This is a genomic window from Bacillus piscicola, assembly GCF_022458745.1.
GTDB lineage: Bacteria > Bacillota > Bacilli > Bacillales > Marinococcaceae > Alteribacillus_A > Alteribacillus_A piscicola.
Map to the genome: position 1 here is coordinate 40,117 of NZ_JAJJJF010000013.1, position 19,969 is coordinate 60,085.

Below are 19,969 nucleotides of genomic sequence, written 5' to 3' on the forward strand. Positions count from 1 at the left end.
ATATAAATACCTTCTTTTTTTATCGTACCTGGACTACCCAACACAGGAAGGTCGGTTTATGCGCCTTCTTCTTCCTTTTTGTCAGCAACCGCTTTAGAAGCGAGTGCAAAGTTGCGGATAGGTGCTTGAAGAACACTGAGAAGCATGGAAACCATACCATCGTAGGAAGGCAAAGTAGCCAGCTCTTTAATTTCTTCAAGAGAAGCAACACGCCCTTCAATAACTCCCGTTTTGATTTGCAGCGCTTCATGCTTCTTCGCAAAACCATCCAAAACCTTTGCCGGTGCTACCACATCTTCTGTACTCGTCGCGACCGCCGTAGGCCCAACAAGAAATTCGTCGAGTTCCGTCAAGTTTGTTTTTTCAGTGGCGCGGCGGACCATCGTGTTTTTGTATACTTTAAAATCAACACCAGCTTCACGCAACTGTTTGCGCAATTCGGTCGCTTCGGCCACATTCAACCCGCGATAATCGACAACTACCGTGGAGACGCTGTTTTGTAACTTGTCCGTTATTTCTTGTACTACTTGCTCTTTTTGTTCAATTACTTTGCTCATTATTACACCTCCTGCACTCATTTTCTCTGCCGCAAACAGACGGTTTTCTCATCTGCTAAAAAAACCTTCGCATCCACAGACACGAAGGTTTTGTTCTCGTCAAGGATTACTCCCGGATTCTAAAGACCAGGGATTTCCGAAAACTACCTCGGCAGGAAATTAAGCGTAAACGCACCTGCTGTCTGCGGTAAATCATTTAATTGTAAAAGCGTGTATCTTGCCGCCATTTAGTATAGCGGTTTCTACTGCTTTCGTCAATCTATTTATTTAAGATTAAGTGTGGACGTACTTACTTTTACCCCAGGGCCCATTGTCGAGGAAACTGCTACATTCTTCATGTAAGTTCCTTTCGCTGCCGCTGGCTTTGCTTTCATCAATGTGTCGATGATTGTATTGAAGTTCTCTACTAGTTTAGCTGTATCGAAGGATACTTTACCGATCGGAGCATGGATATTACCTGCTTTATCGACACGATATTCTACTTTACCAGCTTTGATTTCTTCAATTGCTTTCGTTACATCCATCGTTACTGTACCTGTTTTAGGGTTCGGCATCAAACCTTTTGGTCCGAGCGTCTTACCCAGCTTACCAACCTGCGCCATCATGTCCGGAGTGGCAACAACAACATCAAAGTCGAACCATCCTTGCTGGATTTTCCCGACAAGATCTTCCTCTCCGACATAGTCTGCACCTGCTGCTTCAGCTTCTTTAGCCTTGTCACCTTTCGCAAAAACGAGCACGCGCTGTGTCTTACCTGTTCCGTGTGGAAGTACAACAGCCCCGCGAATCTGCTGGTCGTTTTTACGAGGATCAACTCCGAGACGGACAGCCGTTTCCACTGTCTCATCAAACTTTGCTACAGACGTCTTTTTAACAAGCTCGATCGCTTCCTCGGCACTATATTGCTGCTCGTGATCGATAAGCTTCACAGCATCTTGGTACTTCTTACCTCTTTTAGCCAATTTCTTTTCCTCCTCGGTTGTGGTTTTAGCGGTTAGACCTCCCACTATTAAAGGTTGCGAATATATTCTCCGACAGGGCGGAGCGGAAGTCGCAACCTCAGGCAAAGCTATTCATATACTGCTTAATAGGCAATGAGGTTTCAACCGTCACTGCCCATTTCGTCTAAAAATAAAACAACCCGTATATCGTTTCATTTATTAGTCTTCTACAGTAATACCCATGCTTCGTGCAGTACCTTCTACCATACGCATCGCAGCTTCCACATCAGCCGCATTAAGATCCGGCATTTTTGTTTCCGCGATTTCACGTACTTTATCTCGTTTCACCGTTGCGACTTTATTACGATTTGGTTCTCCTGAACCACTGTCAATTCCAGCTGCTTGTTTCAGCAGAACAGCAGCAGGCGGAGTTTTGGTAACAAAGTCAAAGGAACGGTCTTCGTATACTGTAATCTCTACAGGAATAATAGTTCCTGCTTGATCGGATGTACGAGCATTAAATTCTTTACAGAATCCCATGATGTTAACACCTGCTTGTCCAAGGGCTGGACCAACCGGCGGTGCTGGATTCGCTTTACCAGCAGGGATTTGAAGCTTTACGATTTTATCGACTTTTTTAGCCACGCGACACACCTCCTTAGTCCGTGATGTGGTTCTTCGGACGATAGTCCTCCCACTCGAAAAGGAGTCGAACCTCAAAAGGAGACTCCTTCTATGTTTTATAAGTACCAAACATTAAGATCTTAACATTTTGAGACATGTTCTGCAAGCCTTGTTTTCATCTAGTGTGCGTCCATTATTCCTCGCCATGGCTACTCGTGCAGTATCACTCTCTTTTTGCACCTCTGTACCCGAATTCCAATCGCTATGACCATGAATGAAATAGTAATTAAAGTTTCTCTACTTGATCAAATTCAAGTTCGACTGGCGTTTCGCGGCCAAACATATTTACATGGACTTTTACTTTTTGCTTCTCCGCGTTAATATCTTCTATCGTACCGGTGAAGTCTGTAAATGGACCTTCTTTTACTTTCACCGATTCTTTCAAGTCAAAATTAACGTGCGGCTTAGGTTCGCCTTCACCCATTTGCCGGAGTATGTTATCCACTTCATCCGGAAGTAAAGGAGTCGGCTTTGATCCAGCGCCTGCTGAACCTACAAATCCAGTGACCCCCGGAGTATTGCGGACGACATACCAAGAGTCGTCGGTCATAATCATTTCCACAATGACGTAACCTGGGAACACTTTCCGTGTCACAGCTTTTGTTTTCCCATTCTTCACTTCATTTTCTTCTTCAACGGGAACAAGAACGCGGAAGATCTTATCGGTCATTTCCATAGACTCCACACGTTTCTCCAGGTTCGTCTTCACTTTGTTTTCGTAGCCGGAATACGTGTGAACTACAAACCAGCTTTTTTCCATTATCGTCCGGACTGTGACGTCCTTCCCTCCTCCTGTTCAGCGTTCTCTTAATCTAGGAATATTCTTACGAGTTCAGACAACCCAAGATCCACTAGACCAAAAAAGATGACGAAAAAAATAATCGTCACAATTACCACTATTGTATATTTGGTAAGTTCTTTACGGTTGGGCCATGTGACGCGCTTCATCTCTTTGCTTACGTCACGGAGAAATCTAGCCGGATTTTTTGTGCTGCTAGCCATAACAACAGCCACCTCCCAAATCACACGCTTCACCCTTTTGCAGCAAAGGGAAAACGACTATCTATGTGACCGATCGAACAATTTGTCATGTTACATTCGTCAGCCCATGCTATGTTGAAGATACTGTACTTTACCTAAAAAGCATCACAGTATGGGGAAAAATCCTAATAAAAAAGAACCGCTTTTATTTGGTCTCACGATGAAGAGTATGAGCGCTGCACTGTTTGCAAAACTTCTTCATCTCAATGCGGTCTGTAAGAGTATGTGTATTCTTTTCAGTTGTGTAGTTTCTTGACATACAAGCGGAACATGCTAGTATCACTTTTCTTCGCATGTCTTCCCTCCTGTTTATGCAACCTTGCCGCATATGCTTCATAACCTTATCACATCGAAAAAACCGTGTCAATTCTCGCTATGTACAGACCTGCAGATCGGAAAAGGCATCCTCTCATGGCCGGGATGCCTTCTCTTTTTTGTTTATGTTCAGGAAACGATGCTTTTTACTTCTATATGTCTTTCAAGCTTCCTTTTTACGCGCTGCAACGCATTGTCGATCGACTTGACATGACGGTTCAGCTCTCCCGAAATCTCTTGATAAGACCTCCCGTCCAAATACAACATCAGCACTTTCTGCTCAAGATCACTTAACACTTCTCTGATTTTTAATTCAATATCGTCAACCTGTTCTTGATTAATGAATAATTCTTCCGGATCTGTAACTCGCGAACCACACAGGACGTCAAGCAGTGTCCTTTCTGATTCTTCATCATAAAGCGGCTTGTCCAAAGAAACATAAGAGTTAAGCGGCATGTGTTTCTGCCTGGTCGCTGTTTTGATTGCTGTGATGATCTGTCTTGTGATACAAAGCTCGGCAAAGGCTCTAAAAGACGACAGCTTGTCTCCTCGAAAATCGCGAATTGCCTTATAAAGGCCTATCATTCCTTCTTGGACAATGTCTTCGTGGTCCCCACCGATCAGAAAATATGACTTCGCTTTTGCCCGGACAAAGTTTTTGTATTTGTTAATGAGCAGTTCTAACGAAATAGTATCTCCTAAACGAACTTTTTCAACGAGAATTTCATCTTCGGTTTTCTCTAAGTACTGATGCCCTTTTTCTTTGAGGTCCAGACTCAATACAATCCCTCCGCCCTAGACTGATTGTACGAACAAAGTTACGTTGTAATGTGTTGGTAAACACATTATATAGCACCCCTCGCAAGGGCGTCAACCGCTTAACGGTGCCCTCGACGCCATTTGTCAAAAATTTCAGCAATTTCCTCTGAAAGCGGAAAATTTGACACTTTTTCATGGGAATTTTGTGCGATGACTTCTTTTGCTATATTTTTTTCGACAATTTTCATCTCGATTCGAAGTTCCCGTGCAGATTTACGAAGAGCACCACTGCCAAATGTAACGGACTGTTCGGCATAATCCGAAGTAGCAACATAAATACACGTTTCGATATTTTTTAACTCACCTACCAGTTTTTCGATCCTTTCATCAGCGGTTTCATTCTCACGAGTATAAATGATGTCAATAAGGTGGTTATTATAGTTCTTGCCAAGCCCCGGAACCATGTGTGCATCAAAAACCACTTTCACTTCCCAGCCTTTATATGCTTGGTACTCAGCCATTCTTTCAATTAAGAAATCTCGAGCCTCTGCTAAGTTGTGCTCTCGCAATTTTTTAAGCTCCGGCCAGTCACCGATCATGTTATAGCCGTCAACAAGCAGTATATTTTTCATCTCATCCACTACTTCCTAACGGTAATCGCTTCCGGTACACTTCGTACATGAGAAGACTGGCTGCAACCGAAGCATTTAAGGAGGTGATATGACCCTGCATGGGAATTCTCAACAGAAGGTCACATTTTTCTTTTACCAGGCGGCTCATCCCTTTACCTTCATTGCCAATGACGACCCCAATAGGCATGTCGGCTCCCCATGACCAAATGTCCTCTTCACCGGCAGCATCTGTACCTGCGAGCCACAGTCCCCGCTTCTTTAATTCATCCATCGTTCTTGCCATATTTGTTACGCGGACAACTGGTACATGCTCAATGGCGCCTGCTGAAGATTTGGCAACCGTTTGCGTCAAGCCGACAGCTCTTCGTTTGGGAATAATCACGCCGTGCACCCCTGCAGCATCTGCCGTGCGTAATATCGAGCCAAGGTTATGTGGGTCCGCTATTTCATCTAAAAGCAAAAAGAAAGGGTCTTCTTCACGTGCAGCTGCTTTCTGAAACAAATCTTCCATTTCTGCGTATTCGTAAGCCGCGACAGAAGCTGCTATGCCTTGATGGTGAGAGGAAGAAGTCAGCTCATCTAGTTTTTTTCGAGGGACATGCTGTACCGTAATCCCTCGCTCTTTCGCTAGTTGGTATACCTTGTTTATCTGTCCCTTGGATGCTCCCTCTGCTGCCCAAATTTTATTAATCGGTCTACCTGCCCGCAAAGCCTCTAGAACAGGGTTCTTTCCAATAAGCCATTCTTCATTCATTATTATCACTCCTCTCAATCGTATTTATCGCAAATGAGATCACTTCCTCAAGACGTTCTGTACGTCCCAAAAGATACAAATATCCGAGCAACGCCTCATAGGCCGTACTGTGCCGGTACGTATTTAAGTCCGTGTTTTTCGGGACCGTTCCCGGCTTGGCATTACGGCCGCGACGTGCCACCGCCTGCTCTTCTTCTGTAAGCATATTTTCCTCTAAAAGCTTAAAAAGGACCTTGGCTTGCGCAAACGCTGAGACAAACGAAACAGAACTACGATGAAGCAGGTGGGGGCGCACCCTGCCAGACAGAATCAGGTGCTCGCGAACATACAGGTCGTAAATAGAATCACCGACATATGCAAGCGCAAGCGCATTCAGTTGTTTGATATCTACTTTACCCTCGTGTCTTTTTTTCATGTTATTGTTCCCGCTTCCACCGCGTTCCTTGTGGCGTGTCTTCGAGTATAATACCCTGCGCTTTGAGTGAATCTCTAATTTCATCAGCGCGAGCAAAATCCCTGTTTTTCCGCGCCTCAATCCGCTCTTGAATTAAATTTTCAACCTCCGTGTCCATTACCTCCTCCACGGTTTCCACTGCGATATCTAACACACTGCCAATCTCACGGATGGTGTCTATAAAAAATTGCAGCACGGTTCTGGCCGACTGTTTCTCCTGCAGATAACGGTTCGCTTCTTTCACCAAGTCAAATAAAACGCTAATCCCATTTGCACTGTTGAAGTCATCATCCATTTCGGCAATAAATTTCTTTTTGTACGATCTGATTTTTTCTATCCAGTCACCTTCACTGCCGTGGTCTGCGCTGTTTTCCCATCGATACTTTACATTATCAGTAGTAGATTGAATTCTTTCCAGACTATTTTTGGCACTCTCCAGCAATTCCTCGTCAAAATTCAGGGGGCTGCGATAATGAGCTTGCAGCATAAAAAAGCGGACAACTTCAGGCCGGTGTTTGTTGATAAGATCACGCACTAAAACAAAGTTCCCTAATGACTTAGACATTTTTTCATTGTTAATCTGAATGTAGCCATTATGCATCCAATACTTCGCCATCGGTTGATCGTTCAGTGCTTCTGACTGAGCAATTTCATTTTCGTGGTGTGGAAATGTCAGATCCTGGCCGCCCGCATGAATATCAATCGTATCACCCAAGTATTTCTTAACCATTGCCGAACATTCAATATGCCAGCCTGGCCGCCCCTTGCCCCAAGGACTATCCCAGGAAATTTCCCCATTTTTCGCTTCTTTCCAGAGAGCAAAATCCAATGGATCCTTCTTCTTATCTCCAACTTCCACTCGCGCTCCGGCTTGCAATTCATGAATGGACTGTGATGACAGCTTTCCGTACTCTTTGAAGGATTTTGTTTTAAAATAAACGTCCCCTGCCGCTTCATAGGCATACCCTTTTTCGACAAGCAACCTTATAAACTCAATAATCTCTGGCATCGTTTCTGTTACACGAGGATGCAGATCAGCTTTCTTTACTCCGAGGGCTTCTGTATCTTGAAAATAAGCCTCAATGAACCGCTCCGCCACTTTTGGAACCTCTTCCTCCAGTTCTCGTGCTGCTTTAATAATTTTGTCATCCACGTCGGTGAAGTTGGAGACAAAAAACACTTCATAGCCACGAAAGACGAGATAGCGTCTGACCATGTCGAAAACGATAGCAGGTCGTGCATTTCCGATATGGATATTATTGTATACAGTCGGGCCGCATACATACATTTTAATTTTCCCTTCCTGAAGCGGCACCAGCTTTTCTTTTTTGCGAGTCAATGAGTTATAAAGAGTAATACTCATACGTCATCGCTCCTTTCTTCTTGGTTGCTATTACTTTTGTATGTTGCAAGTTCCTGTTTAAGTGCAGCCAATTCCTCTTCTAATTCAATAAATTTGTCGGCCACGGGGTCGGGCAAAAGGTGATGCGCCAGAGAATCATGGTTAATTTTCACGCCGTCCTGAACAACGACTTTACCCGGTATGCCAACCACGGTGGAATTAGGCGGTACTTCTTTTAAGACGACAGAACCAGCTCCAATACGGGAATGCTCTCCGATCGTCATGGATCCGAGTATTTTCGCACCACTTGCAATAAGCACATTGTCTTCTATCGTCGGATGCCGCTTCCCTTTTTCTTTCCCTGTCCCCCCAAGCGTAACCCCTTGATAAATCGTCACGTCGTTCCCAATGTTACATGTTTCACCAATAACCACTCCCATGCCGTGGTCAATAAACAAACGTTGCCCGATGACAGCCCCAGGATGGATTTCAATACCAGTAAAAAAACGGCTGATTTGTGATAACAATCTAGCAAAAAAACATAACTTCTTTTTCCACAACCAATGCGCGATTCGATGCGCCCAAATTGCGTGCACCCCGGAGTAGGTCATAATGACTTCAAACTTACTGCGCGCAGCGGGGTCACGGTCAAACACGACTTCTATATCATTTTTAAATGTTCTCCACATCTTCCTGTCACTCCTCTCCTCCAAAACAACATTCGTTTTTTTTCTATAAAAATAAGCGCCCTATGCACTGTTTGTGCACAGAGACGCTTAAGTGAGCGCGGTTCCACTCTGTTTAAAAGAGTCGTCCTAAAAGCAGACTCTTTTCCCTCCAACAGATAACGGCTGCTGTCCGCTTCTGCCTACTTCATTCAACAGAAGACTCCGGGATGCATGTTCAGAATATGCCTCCAGAAACCACTTTCAGCACTCATGGTTCTCTCTGTGCAGGGGCTGTATTCTTACTTTTTCCCTTCCAAGCTTTCTCGTATAATCCATTCAAATTTATAGTTGAACTGCCCGCTCGAGGCGGGTCTGTACAATTTTCTTCCCTAGCAACGAAATCGCATGCGGCAGCTCTGGGCCGTGCGTTTGTCCGGTAACAGCGACACGGATTGGCATGAACAGCTTTTTCCCTTTCTCGCCAGTCGCTTTTTGTGTTGCCTTGATTGCTTTCTTTATCTCTGCCGGTTCAAAACTAGGCAGATTCTCAAGTTCTTCGGAAAATTGTCTTAACACTTCCGGAACCTGTTCTTCATTTAATACTGCTGTTGACTCTTCATTATACGCTATTTCCGTCTTAAAGAACAACGATGTTAATCCAACGACCTCAGCTGCAAAGTGCATTTGCTCTTGATACAGGCCGACTAGTTTTTTTGTCCATTCATACTGTTCAGCACTTAGGTCTTCCGGAAGCTTTTCCGCTTTTTGCAAATGTGGGATGGCAAGTTCTGTTAAACGATCAAGATCCGCTTCCTTTACGTACTGATTGTTTACCCAGGCAAGCTTGTCTGTATCAAATACGGCCGGAGCTTTTGACACTCGGTCAAGAGTGAAAAGCTGCTCCAGTTGAGCTAATGAAAAAATTTCTTCTTCACCACCTGGAGACCACCCTAATAGTGCTAGAAAATTAACAAGCGCTTCTGGTAAGTATCCCAGTTCTTTGTATTGCTCTACGAATTGCATAATAGATTCGTCCCGTTTACTCATTTTCTGACGATCCGGGTTTAAAATGAGAGAGGCGTGGGCAAACATCGGTTTTTCCCAGCCAAACGCATCGAAAACGAGGGCTTGGCGCGGAGCATTAGAAAGATGCTCTTCCCCGCGAATGACATGTGAGATCTTCATTAAGTGATCGTCAACGACAACAGCGAAATTATACGTCGGAATTCCGTCTTTACGGGCAATTACAAAGTCACCAATGCCATCGGTTTCAAAAGTAACCTGGCCGCGTACGGCATCATCAATGACAACACTTTCACCCTCCGGCACACGGAACCGGACTACCGGTTTTATTCCCTTTGCTTCATATGCCTTTCGCTCTTGCTCTGTTAAATCCCGATCACGACCGCTGTATTTTGGCGCCTCGCCGCGAGCCAGCTGCGCTTCACGTTCTGCCTCTAATTCTTCCTCCGTCATGTAATCATAGTAGGCTTTGCCGTTATCAAGAAGTTCTTGTAGATACTTTGTATATATACCAAGCCGGTCCATACAACGGTAAGGTGCGTGCGGACCTCCGATATCAATACTCTCATCCCAGTCTATTCCAAGCCATTTTAGACTATCTAACAACTTCTCCGTCGCGTCTTCTATGTTTCTCGCTTGATCCGTGTCTTCAATACGGATAATAAATTTTCCGCCTTGACTTCGTGCAAATAAATAATTAAAAAGGGCTGATCGTGCTCCTCCAATATGAAGATGTCCTGTAGGACTAGGGGCAAACCTTACTCTTACGTCTTTGTTCATTATTCTTACACCTTCCAATTTTTCTTAGTCACCCTGAGGCAGCAACAGTACTACTGCGTGGGCTGCTATCCCTTGTTCCTTTCCAACGAACCCAAGCTGCTCCGTCGTGGTTGCTTTCACGTTAATTTGAGAGCAATCCGCTTCCAGTATACCTGCAATTCTCCCTTGAATTCTTTCCATATAAGGGGCCATTTTCGGTTTCTCCACCAATATGGTGCAGTCTACATTTCCGAGCGTATAGCCTTTGTCTTTTACGATATCATACACGTGCTTTAATAGCACAGCCGAGTCCGCGTCTTTAAAAGCGGGATCGGTATCCGGAAAATGCTTGCCTATATCGCGCTCGCCTACCGCTCCTAAAAGAGCATCGGAAACGGCATGCAGAAGAACGTCTGCATCAGAATGACCTATTAGCCCTTTTTCATGGCTTATTTCCACCCCGCCTATAATCAGCGGACGGTTCTCAGCTAATTGATGCACGTCAAAACCATGTCCGATTCGCATGTCTACTTTTCTCCATTTCTTTTTCTTAGTATCGCTTCTGCTGACACAATATCCTCCGGGGTTGTCAACTTAATATTATCATAACTGCCTTCTACAATATGTACCTTTCTCCCGATCCGCTCAACCAAGCTCGCATCATCTGTGCCATTGAACGAGACGGCAGTTGCTTGTTTATATGCCTCCATGAGGATGGGATATCCAAAGGCTTGCGGTGTCTGGACAGCCCATAGTTCGGAGCGATCAAGTGTCTCTTGAATAATCCCGTCACTTGCTCTTTTTATCGTATCCTTCACCCGCACTCCAAGCACAGCTGCCTTCTCAGTAACCGCTGTCTCTAGCAGAAGCCTAATCTCTTTTCGTGTCACAAATGGGCGCGCCCCGTCATGAACCAGCACGAGGTTCGTTTCTTTTCTCAATTGTTTTAAACCTGCATACACACTGCTCTGGCGATTGTCGCCTCCTGTAGTAATGCTAACTTTACCGCTTTTAACCCACTCTTTCAGCAACACCGTCATGTCTGATATCTCGGCTTGGTTTGCCGCAACGACAATTTGATCACATAATGGATCATTTGCAAACAAAGAGACCGTTCTAACAATTAACGGCTTCTGGCCGATCATGAGGAACTGCTTATTACGTCCGGCTTTCATTCGCGAGCCTTGCCCGGCTGCTGGAATAATGACCGTATAATTCAACATCTGACTTCCCGGTCCTTCCCTGTATAGTATAAGCCCTTATATCATACACGGGAATGATACGATCAAGCAACGGCAGTATTCAAGCAAAAGAAACAAACCCCTGCTTCGTGACACTCACTTTTCCCGCAGGGGTTTTCAGCACTCTTTCCTAAAGGGCTTTTTCCATTAATTTGGGTTTGGCAAAAATCATCCGGCCGGCGCTCGTTTGCAAAACACTGGTGACAACTACTTCGATCGTTTTACCGATGTGGCTACGACCGCCTTCTACAACAATCATTGTGCCGTCATCAAGATAGGCAACACCTTGATTTTGTTCTTTTCCGTCCTTGATAACTTGCACATTCATCTCTTCTCCAGGAAGCACAACCGGTTTCACCGCATTGGCAAGGTCATTAATGTTTAATACCTCGACCCCTTGCAGATCACATACTTTATTTAAATTAAAATCGTTCGTTACGACTATTCCACCACGGATTTTAGCGAGCTTAACCAGTTTACTGTCCACTTCATGAATGTCTTCAAAGTCACCTTCATAAATCTCAACGGCAACAGGAAGTTCCTTTTGAATTTTATTTAAAATATCAAGCCCCCGGCGTCCGCGGTTACGTTTTAACACATCAGAAGAATCAGCAATATGCTGAAGTTCCTCTAACACAAATTCAGGAATAACGATCGTGCCTTCTAAAAAGCCAGTTTGGCAAATATCAGCAATACGTCCGTCTATAATCACACTTGTATCCAAGATCTTAATTTTCTGTTCTGTAACTGCTTGTGTACTTTCATTCTCGTCTTTCTTTTTTGCCGATGATCGGCCAGCAGGAAACAGGCTCATTAACTCATCTCGTTTTTTAAACCCCACTTGAAAGCCAAAATAACCAAGAAAAAAAGTAACGAAAATCGGGACAACTGAACTAATGACAGGAAATGATACAGAGTTTAACGGAATCCCAATCAAAAAAGCGACAACTAGACCAATGACTAATCCAATCGTTCCAGATATAACATCTGTTACAGGAGCTTTAACAATCATCTCTTCCAGTACTTTCATGACATTTACGATGTAGTCTGCAAGCCAAAAAGTCACCAAATACAGAAGCACAGCACCAATCAATGCACCAATATACGGACTTCCCATCCATTCTGGCACAGCATTAAAATTAATAAGCATTATAAATTCCGGTATAAATATAAAACCAAGTGTCGCCCCAGCGACGATAAAAAATAATTGTACAATCCATCTTAACACGCTTTAGCACCTCCTTTTTTCATTATAGACACTTCTTTGTATTTAAAACCTTCCAATTCAAAACCTGCAAAAGTTTCTGCCTCCCTTTAACAACGGTAGCAAAATAATAAGGTGTTGTCATAACTTTAGATAACTTTTCATCATATCGTGAACGTTTTGTAATATCAAGGATGATTTACCAGGTTGGACTTCTGCCTTCAAGGACTAAATCAAGCGCTTCTTCAAGAGAGGCAGCTCCCATAACCTCAATATTGGCACGCGGAGTCCATCCTTCTATGTTTTTAGAGGGTACAATTGCCCGTGTAAAACCTAGTTTGGCCGCTTCTTGTATGCGTTCCTCAATCCTTGACACCCGCCGAATTTCCCCTGTTAATCCAACTTCACCTATGACCACGTCACCCGGGTTGGTCGTTTGATTTCGGAAACTCGAAGCAATACAAACCGCAAGGCCAAGATCAATAGCCGGTTCATCAAGTTTTACGCCTCCCGCAACATTTAAGTAAGCGTCTTGATTTTGAAGCAACATCCCTAATCTTTTTTCTAAGACAGCCATTAAGAGGGCAATTCGATTATGATCAATTCCTGTTGCAGTCCTCCTTGGATTTGCATAACTCGAAGGGGCAATTAAAGCCTGGACTTCCACCAATACAGGACGTGTCCCTTCAAGAGAAGCGACAACGATGGATCCAGAACTTCCTTCTGTTCGGTCTTCCAGAAATATTTCTGACGGATTTTTCACTTCTTTTAAACCAGTCTCTTTCATTTCAAAAATGCCAATTTCATTAGTAGAGCCAAATCGATTTTTCACCGCTCGTAATATTCGATAAGTATGATGCCGTTCCCCTTCAAAATAAAGAACGGAATCGACCATATGCTCTAGCATTTTTGGTCCGGCAATGGATCCTTGTTTCGTGACATGGCCGACAATAAATATAGCAATACCACGACTCTTCGCGATCGTCATAAAAAGGGATGTGGATTCTCTCACCTGCGCTACACTCCCCGGTGCAGATGTCACATCAGCATGATGAACTGTTTGAATAGAATCGATAATAACTAAAGCCGGCTTCGTTTGGTCAATCGCGTTTTCAATCAGAGCCACATTCGTTTCGGCAAGGACATAGAGGTTGTCTGAGTCCACACCGAGACGTTCAGCCCGGAGCTTAGTCTGTTTCACCGATTCCTCCCCCGAAACATAAAGCACTTTTCTCCCTTTTTCGGCCAAAATCGAAGATACCTGCAGCAGCAGAGTTGATTTTCCGATACCAGGATCGCCGCCAAACAAGACAAGTGAACCTGGAACAATACCACCGCCAAGTACGCGATTCAGTTCCGGAAGCGAGGTGTCCCATCTTGGTTCTTCACCACCTGTAATTTTTGTGATTGGCTGCGGCTGCATTGTACCTCTTTCGCCTATGGAACGAAATCCAGCTCCCTGGCTATTTCGTTTGGCGGAAGGCACCTCCAACTCCTCCACCATTGTGTTCCATTCTTGGCAGCCCGGACAGCGGCCCATCCACTTACTGGACTCATATCCGCAGTCTTGACAGACAAACTTCGTTTTTTGTTTTGCCATAATGTACCTCTCTTTATTTACGCTTTGCTCGCTTCCTTAGTAAGTAAAAAAGGCTGACCGGCAGTACGTATCGTATCCGGACAGCCCTTTTGCTAACTATAGGGAGTCATTAGGCCTTGGCCCCTGATTTAGTCCTGACAATGTATTCACCGTCTTTTACATCAATAACAGCAGTATCTCCCTTTTGGATATTCCCTCGTAGGAGCTCTTCTGACAACCTATCCTCCACCTGTCTCTGAAGTGCCCGGCGAAGTGGACGGGCACCGTATTCCGGGTCAAACCCTTCATCGGTAATTTTATCCTTTGCTTCACTCGTCAATTCAAAATCAATACCTTGTTCGGAAAGACGTTTTCTTAATTCTTCTGCCATTAGCGAAACGATTTCTTTAATATGCTCTTTTTCCAAGCTGTGGAAAACAATTATTTCATCAACCCGGTTTAGGAACTCTGGGCGGAAAGTGTTTTTTAGTTCACCCATCACCTTGTCGCGCATATCCTGGAAATTTTCTTCTTTATTCTGAGTCGCAAATCCGACGGACTTACTCCTTCTTAATAAGCTTGCTCCAACATTGGATGTCATTATGATTGCTGTATTCCTAAAGTCTACGCGACGGCCTTTTGAATCTGTAAGAAACCCGTCTTCTAACACTTGAAGCAAAATATTGAAGACCTCTGGATGCGCTTTTTCCACTTCATCCAGCAAAACGACGGAGTAAGGATTACGGCGTACTTTTTCGGTGAGCTGTCCGCCTTCCTCATAACCTACATACCCTGGAGGAGAACCTACAAGGCGGCTTGTAGCGTGTTTTTCCATGTATTCCGACATATCAATACGGATCACGGAATCTTCATCGCCAAACAGCGTTTCAGATACTGCCCGCGCCAATTCCGTTTTCCCGACACCAGTTGGGCCGAGGAAAATAAAGGAACCAATTGGGCGCTTTGGATCTTTTAAGCCTGCCCGTGCCCGGCGGACTGCTTTAGAGATCGCTTTAACTGCTTCTTCTTGGCCGATAACACGACTGTGCAATATATCTTCCATTTTCAGCAGCCGGTCTGTTTCTGCTTCCGCAAGTTTAGACACAGGAACACCCGTCCAACTCGCCACAACTTGGGCAATGTCTTCCGGCGTCACTTCTGTATTTTCTTGTCCTTGCTTTTCTTTCCACTCGTTTTTCATTTTTTCAAGCTGTTCCCGCAGACGCTGTTCGCTGTCACGGAGGGAAGCTGCTTTTTCAAATTCTTGACTTTGGACTGCTGCATCTTTCTCTTTTCGAGTTGCCTCTAGTTTCTGTTCCAGCTCTTTTAAGTTTGGCGGCGCTGTATAAGAGCGCAATCTAACTTTTGAGCCGGCTTCATCAATTAAATCAATTGCTTTGTCCGGAAGGAAACGATCCGAAATGTAGCGGTCAGATAATTTAACTGCCTGAATGATAGCATCTTCGGTTATCTTCACACGGTGATGGGCTTCGTAACGATCTCGCAATCCGCGTAAAATTTGGATAGACTCTTCAAGGGTCGGTTCATCCACTTGAATAGGCTGAAAACGCCGTTCCAAAGCAGCATCCTTTTCGATATACTTTCGGTATTCATCAAGAGTTGTTGCTCCAATACACTGAAGCTCACCACGTGCAAGCGACGGCTTCAAAATATTCGAGGCGTCGATGGCACCTTCCGCACCACCTGCACCAATTAGTGTATGAAGCTCATCAATAAATAGAATCACATTTCCTGCTTGGCGAATTTCTTCCATTACCTTTTTTAAGCGATCCTCAAATTCGCCTCGATATTTTGTCCCAGCAACTACAGTTCCCATATCGAGCGTCATTACCCTTTTGTTGCGAAGGGTTTCAGGGACTTCGTTTGCCACAATAGCTTGAGCAAGTCCTTCTGCGACTGCTGTTTTTCCGACACCCGGTTCCCCTATTAAAACTGGGTTATTCTTCGTGCGCCGGCTTAATACTTGAATAACGCGTTCAATTTCTTTGCTTCTGCCGATAACCGGGTCAAGTGCTTCTTCCTTCGCAACCGCTGTTAAGTCTCGGGCTAAGCTATCCAACGTTGGCGTATTAGCATTAGCAGACCCGCCTCCAGAACCTTGCTGATGGCCTGCTCCCGTAGAATCATGGTTCCCGAGCAGCTGCAGCACCTGCTGACGTGCCTTGTTGAGGCTGACACCAAGGTTGTTTAGTACCCGTGCTGCCACGCCTTCTCCTTCTCTTATCAATCCGAGCAGAATATGCTCCGTACCAACGTAAGAATGACCGAGCTTTCTCGCTTCGTCCATTGATAATTCAATCACTTTTTTTGCTCGCGGAGTGTAATGAATGGTCTTAGAACCTTCTTGACTGCTGCCAATTAGTGCCTCTACTTCTTTTTGAATTTGTTCAGATCCCAGATTCAAGGCTTGCAAGGCTTTTGCCGCAATTCCTTCTCCTTCTCTAATCAAACCAAGAAGAATATGTTCAGTACCGATATTGTTATGTCCAAGTCGTATTGCTTCTTCTTGAGCTAGTGCTAAAACCTTCTGTGCTCTTTCTGTAAAGCGTCCAAACATCATGTACACGCACCTCCAAATTTTGTTCCGCGATCTTCCTCATTCATCTTTTACTTATTATTCTGTTTCGAGCTGAAGCCGTTCACGAATTAAAGCAGCCCTTCTTATATCGCGCTCATTCATTGTCAGATCTTTACCGGCATATTGTTGCAAAAAACCTGGTTGCGTTAAGATCATTAGTTCATTAAGAATATTACCCGAAACACCTTGAATTAAATCAAGATCTATACCGAGGCGGACATCAGAAAGCCTTTTAGCGGCTTCTTTTGAATCGATAATCCGGCTGTTTGCAAGAACACCATAAGACCGGAAAACCTTGTCTTCTATTTGCATTTTAGAAGATCTCATCAAAGACGAACGTGCGGAGCGCTCTTGTTGGATCACCTGCATGACGACCCCACGCAGGTCTTCCGTGATGTCTTCTTCTGATTTACCGAGTGTCATCTGATTAGAAATCTGAAAAAGATTCCCTAATGCCTCGCTCCCCTCACCATAAATGCCGCGTACCGCAAGTCCCAGCTGATTAATTGCCGGTAAAATACGGTTTAACTGCTTTGTCATCACAAGTGCCGGTAAGTGCATCATAACCGAAGCTCTCATTCCTGTACCGACATTGGTTGGGCAGCTCGTTAAATAGCCTCTTTTTTCATCAAAAGCATATGCTACTTTTTCTTCTAACCAATCGTCTAACCCGTTCGTTAAAACCAATCCTTCGTTAAGTTGAAACCCATGAAACAAACATTGAAGTCTGATATGGTCTTCTTCATTTATCATAATACTAACGGACTCATCATTACTTAAAAGCACTGCTCCGTTTTGCGATTTTTCCGCCAAATAAGGGCTGATTAAATGCTTTTCCACTAGCACTCTTTTTTCATTGGCAGAGAGATCACTCATATTTAAAAATTCCAGAGCTCCAACAGATTGGTATTCGTCCTCTGATAAAGCCTTCCTCACATATTGAAGCAGCGTTTGGGCTGACTCCTGTGAGGCAGAAGTAGGAAAAGGAAAACGATCAAGGTTCCGAGCCAAGCGAATTCTTGTACTGAGCACAATATCCCCGTTAGGGCTTGGTCCCGTTTTCATCCACGGGCTGATAGCTTCTGTAATGAAACGATCAAATGACATTAGGACCGTCCCTCCCCTTCTCGGGCTCGCGATTGTAAGTCACGAATATGGTCACGTACTTTCGCGGCTTCCTCAAACTCTTCTCTTTCTATCAGATCCTCTAAATGCTCACGAGCTTTTTCGATCTGTTTTTTTATGTGAAATTTGCTTCCTGCCTGCTTTGGAATCTTGCCAGCATGCTTTGTATTACCTCCGTGGACTCTTTTAAATATCGGATCTAGTTTCGAGCCAAACGTTTCATAACAATGAGAACAGCCAAACCGGCCAATGTTAATCAAACGATCATAAGACAAGCCGCAATTATTGCAGACCAGTTGTCTCGGCATTGTTTGAGAAGAACGGACGCTTTCATGGCCGGTGGGCTGTTCAAAATGCAATAGTCCCGATAACAAGTCCTGGATTGAATAGTTACTCCAGTTAGGAATTGTTTCGCCCTTTTCCCTGGCGCATTCTTCACAAAGATTTATTTGTGTTTTTTGGCCATTTACTATTTTCGTAAGGTGAATAGAAGCCGGTCTTTTTTGACATTCTTCACACAGCACTACTGCTCTCCCTCCTTCGCAGCTGTCCCTTTATTTATAACGTAGGCTGCTAAGCATCGCTTTAAGCATTTTTGCTCGTATGAAATCACGGTCCTCAGCGTTTCTTAAGGATAATATCGTTCGGTCTGTTGCTGCCAGCATCATCCCTGCTTCACGCTTTGATATCACCTTTTCTTCGAATAAACGCATAATAATACTTTCTGCTGTCACCTGGTCAATTCCTTCTTTTATTAAGTTTAATAATTGATCAATCAGTTCCGCATGGTCCGCAATCTCCACTCTCGAAATTCGAATATACCCGCCGCCGCCTCTTTTACTTTCCACGATATAGCCTTTTTCAGTCGTGAAACGAGTGCTGATTACATAGTTTATTTGGGAAGGAACACACTCAAATCGCTTTGCTAATTCACTGCGCCTAATTTCCACCAATCCTTTTTCACTGTTTGTCAGTATTTCCTTTAAATGTTGTTCAATGATGTCAGAGATGCTTCGCAAATGAATACCCCCCCTTCCCCGCTAAGCAATTTAAGCTCCTTGACCTTGACTATATTTGACTATAAATATATAACAATTGCTGTTTTTTTTCAAGCAGGCGGCCTTATTCATTTTAGACAATAATAAGAAATTCAATCCCCCGATATCTCGATTTCTAGTTGGACGACTCCATCATGATGGAGGAGGTGGTCATATATAGTAGAAGTTTGAAAATGAGGAGGGGGGTTAAAATGAATGACATAGACGACAAGTTCCCTTCCTTCTTCTTGAGCGACACTTCCTCTTACTTTTTCTATACGCAAACCGTGACTCTCGAAAACATCAAGAATACTGGACAAGGACATTCGACTCTTCTCGATTGAGATGACGGCCTTCTCAGATTGGCTCGATTTAAATAAACGATCTACATTGTTAAGAAAAAATAAACTTAATAGCACGATAATTGTCGTAAACACGGCTGGAAAGTACATTCCAGCCCCAGCTGCCAGCCCAATCGCTGCCACCACCCAGATAGAAGCAGCAGTAGTCAGCCCCTTGATCGACACTCCCTGCACGATAATTGTCCCTGCACCTAAAAAACCTACACCACTAATGACATAGGAAGCCAGACGTGAAGGGTCATAGCGTACGTACTCACTATTATTCTCCAAGTATCCTTGAAAACCAAAAAGTGCCATCACCATAGCAAGACATGCGCCTATACCAACTAATAAATGGGTTCGAAAACCTGCGGGATGGCGTTTGTATTCGCGCTCTATCCCAACCAAGCCTGCTAAAAAAGCCGCTAGTAAAATTCGTGTCAAAATGATAGAGGATTCCTCATTGAGCCATCCACCCATATCCATTTCTATCTCCTCCTTTTATGTAAGTTGTCTCCATTTTCCATATACTTTTCATCTAAAAATCCATACGCAACTGAATCAATGCCATAATTCCACTTCCATTGCTAAGATCCTTACAACTTAGCCTTTACTCAAAGGGTATGAGAAAGATAACCGTCCCAATCAATATATACCCCATAACTATGCATAAAAAAAGGAATTGAATCAACTTCATAAGTGTTTTTTCACAAGTGTTTAATGTAGCGCATTTTGTTCGAAATTTCTAATAAATGGGAAGGGTATAATCCGTCAAAGGAATCCTAGTTGGGAAAAAAACATGCTCAAAAGTTGGACAGCATTCTCCATCTTTATACTTGAAGACCCCATGGTCTTGTTGTCAACAAAATAATCTTTTGTTTTTAAAAAATATGCAAAAAAGCCGCCAGCATAGG

22 protein-coding genes and 2 other annotated features are annotated in these 19,969 nt (G+C 43.9%); all 22 genes read right to left on the reverse strand.

Features of this window, described 5'->3' with window-relative positions; all coding sequences use genetic code 11:
* Nucleotides 1-56: 56 nt before the first annotated feature.
* A complete protein-coding gene (gene rplJ / locus LOR49_RS15390) occupies nt 57-557 on the reverse strand; it encodes a 50S ribosomal protein L10 (protein ID WP_240377836.1) in 501 nt (166 codons plus the stop codon).
* A 49-nt stretch (nt 558-606) separates the two neighbouring features.
* Nucleotides 607-763 (reverse strand) — a sequence feature (ribosomal protein L10 leader region).
* A 57-nt stretch (nt 764-820) separates the two neighbouring features.
* The gene (rplA, locus tag LOR49_RS15395) at nt 821-1,519 is read right to left on the reverse strand and encodes a 50S ribosomal protein L1 (RefSeq protein ID WP_240377837.1); all 699 of its coding nucleotides are present in this window, start codon (nt 1,517-1,519) and stop codon (nt 821-823) included.
* A gap of 198 nt (nt 1,520-1,717) precedes the next feature.
* On the reverse strand, nt 1,718-2,143 hold the full coding sequence (rplK, locus tag LOR49_RS15400) for a 50S ribosomal protein L11 (RefSeq protein WP_240377838.1): 426 nt from the start codon (nt 2,141-2,143) through the stop codon (nt 1,718-1,720).
* A 265-nt stretch (nt 2,144-2,408) separates the two neighbouring features.
* Nucleotides 2,409-2,942, reverse strand: coding sequence for a transcription termination/antitermination protein NusG (gene nusG / locus LOR49_RS15405; protein ID WP_240377839.1), 534 nt, complete (start codon nt 2,940-2,942; stop codon nt 2,409-2,411).
* A 47-nt stretch (nt 2,943-2,989) separates the two neighbouring features.
* Nucleotides 2,990-3,184 carry a preprotein translocase subunit SecE gene (gene secE / locus LOR49_RS15410; RefSeq protein ID WP_240377840.1) on the reverse strand — a complete coding sequence of 65 codons (195 nt, stop codon included), beginning with the start codon at nt 3,182-3,184 and terminating at the stop codon, nt 2,990-2,992.
* Nucleotides 3,185-3,368: 184 nt separating this feature from the next.
* Complete coding sequence (gene rpmG, locus LOR49_RS15415) at nt 3,369-3,518, reverse strand: 50S ribosomal protein L33 (RefSeq protein ID WP_240377841.1); 150 nt, start codon at nt 3,516-3,518, stop codon at nt 3,369-3,371.
* A 149-nt stretch (nt 3,519-3,667) separates the two neighbouring features.
* Nucleotides 3,668-4,318: an RNA polymerase sporulation sigma factor SigH gene (sigH, locus tag LOR49_RS15420; RefSeq protein ID WP_240377842.1), complete on the reverse strand. Its 651-nt coding sequence runs from the start codon at nt 4,316-4,318 to the stop codon at nt 3,668-3,670.
* A 98-nt stretch (nt 4,319-4,416) separates the two neighbouring features.
* Nucleotides 4,417-4,929, reverse strand: a complete 513-nt coding sequence (locus LOR49_RS15425; protein ID WP_240377843.1) for an NYN domain-containing protein — start codon at nt 4,927-4,929, stop codon at nt 4,417-4,419.
* 1 nt (nt 4,930) lies between these two features.
* On the reverse strand, nt 4,931-5,683 hold the full coding sequence (rlmB, locus tag LOR49_RS15430) for a 23S rRNA (guanosine(2251)-2'-O)-methyltransferase RlmB (RefSeq protein ID WP_240377844.1): 753 nt from the start codon (nt 5,681-5,683) through the stop codon (nt 4,931-4,933).
* Entirely contained in the window at nt 5,676-6,098 is a 423-nt protein-coding gene (locus LOR49_RS15435; protein WP_240377845.1) for a Mini-ribonuclease 3, read from the reverse strand. The genes rlmB and LOR49_RS15435 overlap by 8 nt, the downstream gene beginning before the upstream one ends.
* A gap of 1 nt (nt 6,099) precedes the next feature.
* Nucleotides 6,100-7,500 (reverse strand): cysteine--tRNA ligase, encoded by a 1,401-nt coding sequence (cysS, locus tag LOR49_RS15440; protein ID WP_240377846.1) that lies wholly within the window; start codon nt 7,498-7,500, stop codon nt 6,100-6,102.
* Entirely contained in the window at nt 7,497-8,168 is a 672-nt protein-coding gene (gene cysE / locus LOR49_RS15445; protein ID WP_240377847.1) for a serine O-acetyltransferase, read from the reverse strand. The genes cysS and cysE overlap by 4 nt, the downstream gene beginning before the upstream one ends.
* Before the next feature lie 76 nt (nt 8,169-8,244).
* Nucleotides 8,245-8,472 (reverse strand) — a binding site (T-box leader).
* A 17-nt stretch (nt 8,473-8,489) separates the two neighbouring features.
* The gene (gene gltX / locus LOR49_RS15450; protein WP_240377848.1) at nt 8,490-9,950 is read right to left on the reverse strand and encodes a glutamate--tRNA ligase; all 1,461 of its coding nucleotides are present in this window, start codon (nt 9,948-9,950) and stop codon (nt 8,490-8,492) included.
* Nucleotides 9,951-9,974: 24 nt separating this feature from the next.
* A complete protein-coding gene (ispF, locus tag LOR49_RS15455) occupies nt 9,975-10,454 on the reverse strand; it encodes a 2-C-methyl-D-erythritol 2,4-cyclodiphosphate synthase (protein WP_240377849.1) in 480 nt (159 codons plus the stop codon).
* A 2-nt stretch (nt 10,455-10,456) separates the two neighbouring features.
* Nucleotides 10,457-11,149, reverse strand: a complete 693-nt coding sequence (gene ispD, locus LOR49_RS15460; protein WP_240377859.1) for a 2-C-methyl-D-erythritol 4-phosphate cytidylyltransferase — start codon at nt 11,147-11,149, stop codon at nt 10,457-10,459.
* A gap of 151 nt (nt 11,150-11,300) precedes the next feature.
* The gene (locus LOR49_RS15465; RefSeq protein WP_240377850.1) at nt 11,301-12,398 is read right to left on the reverse strand and encodes a PIN/TRAM domain-containing protein; all 1,098 of its coding nucleotides are present in this window, start codon (nt 12,396-12,398) and stop codon (nt 11,301-11,303) included.
* A gap of 175 nt (nt 12,399-12,573) precedes the next feature.
* Nucleotides 12,574-13,974: a DNA repair protein RadA gene (gene radA, locus LOR49_RS15470; RefSeq protein ID WP_240377851.1), complete on the reverse strand. Its 1,401-nt coding sequence runs from the start codon at nt 13,972-13,974 to the stop codon at nt 12,574-12,576.
* Nucleotides 13,975-14,083: 109 nt separating this feature from the next.
* The gene (gene clpC, locus LOR49_RS15475; RefSeq protein WP_240377852.1) at nt 14,084-16,534 is read right to left on the reverse strand and encodes an ATP-dependent protease ATP-binding subunit ClpC; all 2,451 of its coding nucleotides are present in this window, start codon (nt 16,532-16,534) and stop codon (nt 14,084-14,086) included.
* Between the two features lie 54 nt (nt 16,535-16,588).
* Entirely contained in the window at nt 16,589-17,659 is a 1,071-nt protein-coding gene (locus tag LOR49_RS15480; RefSeq protein ID WP_240377853.1) for a protein-arginine kinase McsB, read from the reverse strand.
* The gene (locus LOR49_RS15485; RefSeq protein ID WP_240377854.1) at nt 17,659-18,201 is read right to left on the reverse strand and encodes a protein-arginine kinase activator protein McsA; all 543 of its coding nucleotides are present in this window, start codon (nt 18,199-18,201) and stop codon (nt 17,659-17,661) included. Before LOR49_RS15485 ends, LOR49_RS15480 begins: the two co-directional genes overlap by 1 nt.
* A gap of 30 nt (nt 18,202-18,231) precedes the next feature.
* Entirely contained in the window at nt 18,232-18,696 is a 465-nt protein-coding gene (locus LOR49_RS15490) for a CtsR family transcriptional regulator (protein ID WP_240377855.1), read from the reverse strand.
* 131 nt (nt 18,697-18,827) lie between these two features.
* Nucleotides 18,828-19,541, reverse strand: a complete 714-nt coding sequence (locus LOR49_RS15495) for an MgtC/SapB family protein (protein WP_240377856.1) — start codon at nt 19,539-19,541, stop codon at nt 18,828-18,830.
* Nucleotides 19,542-19,969 lie beyond the last annotated feature (428 nt).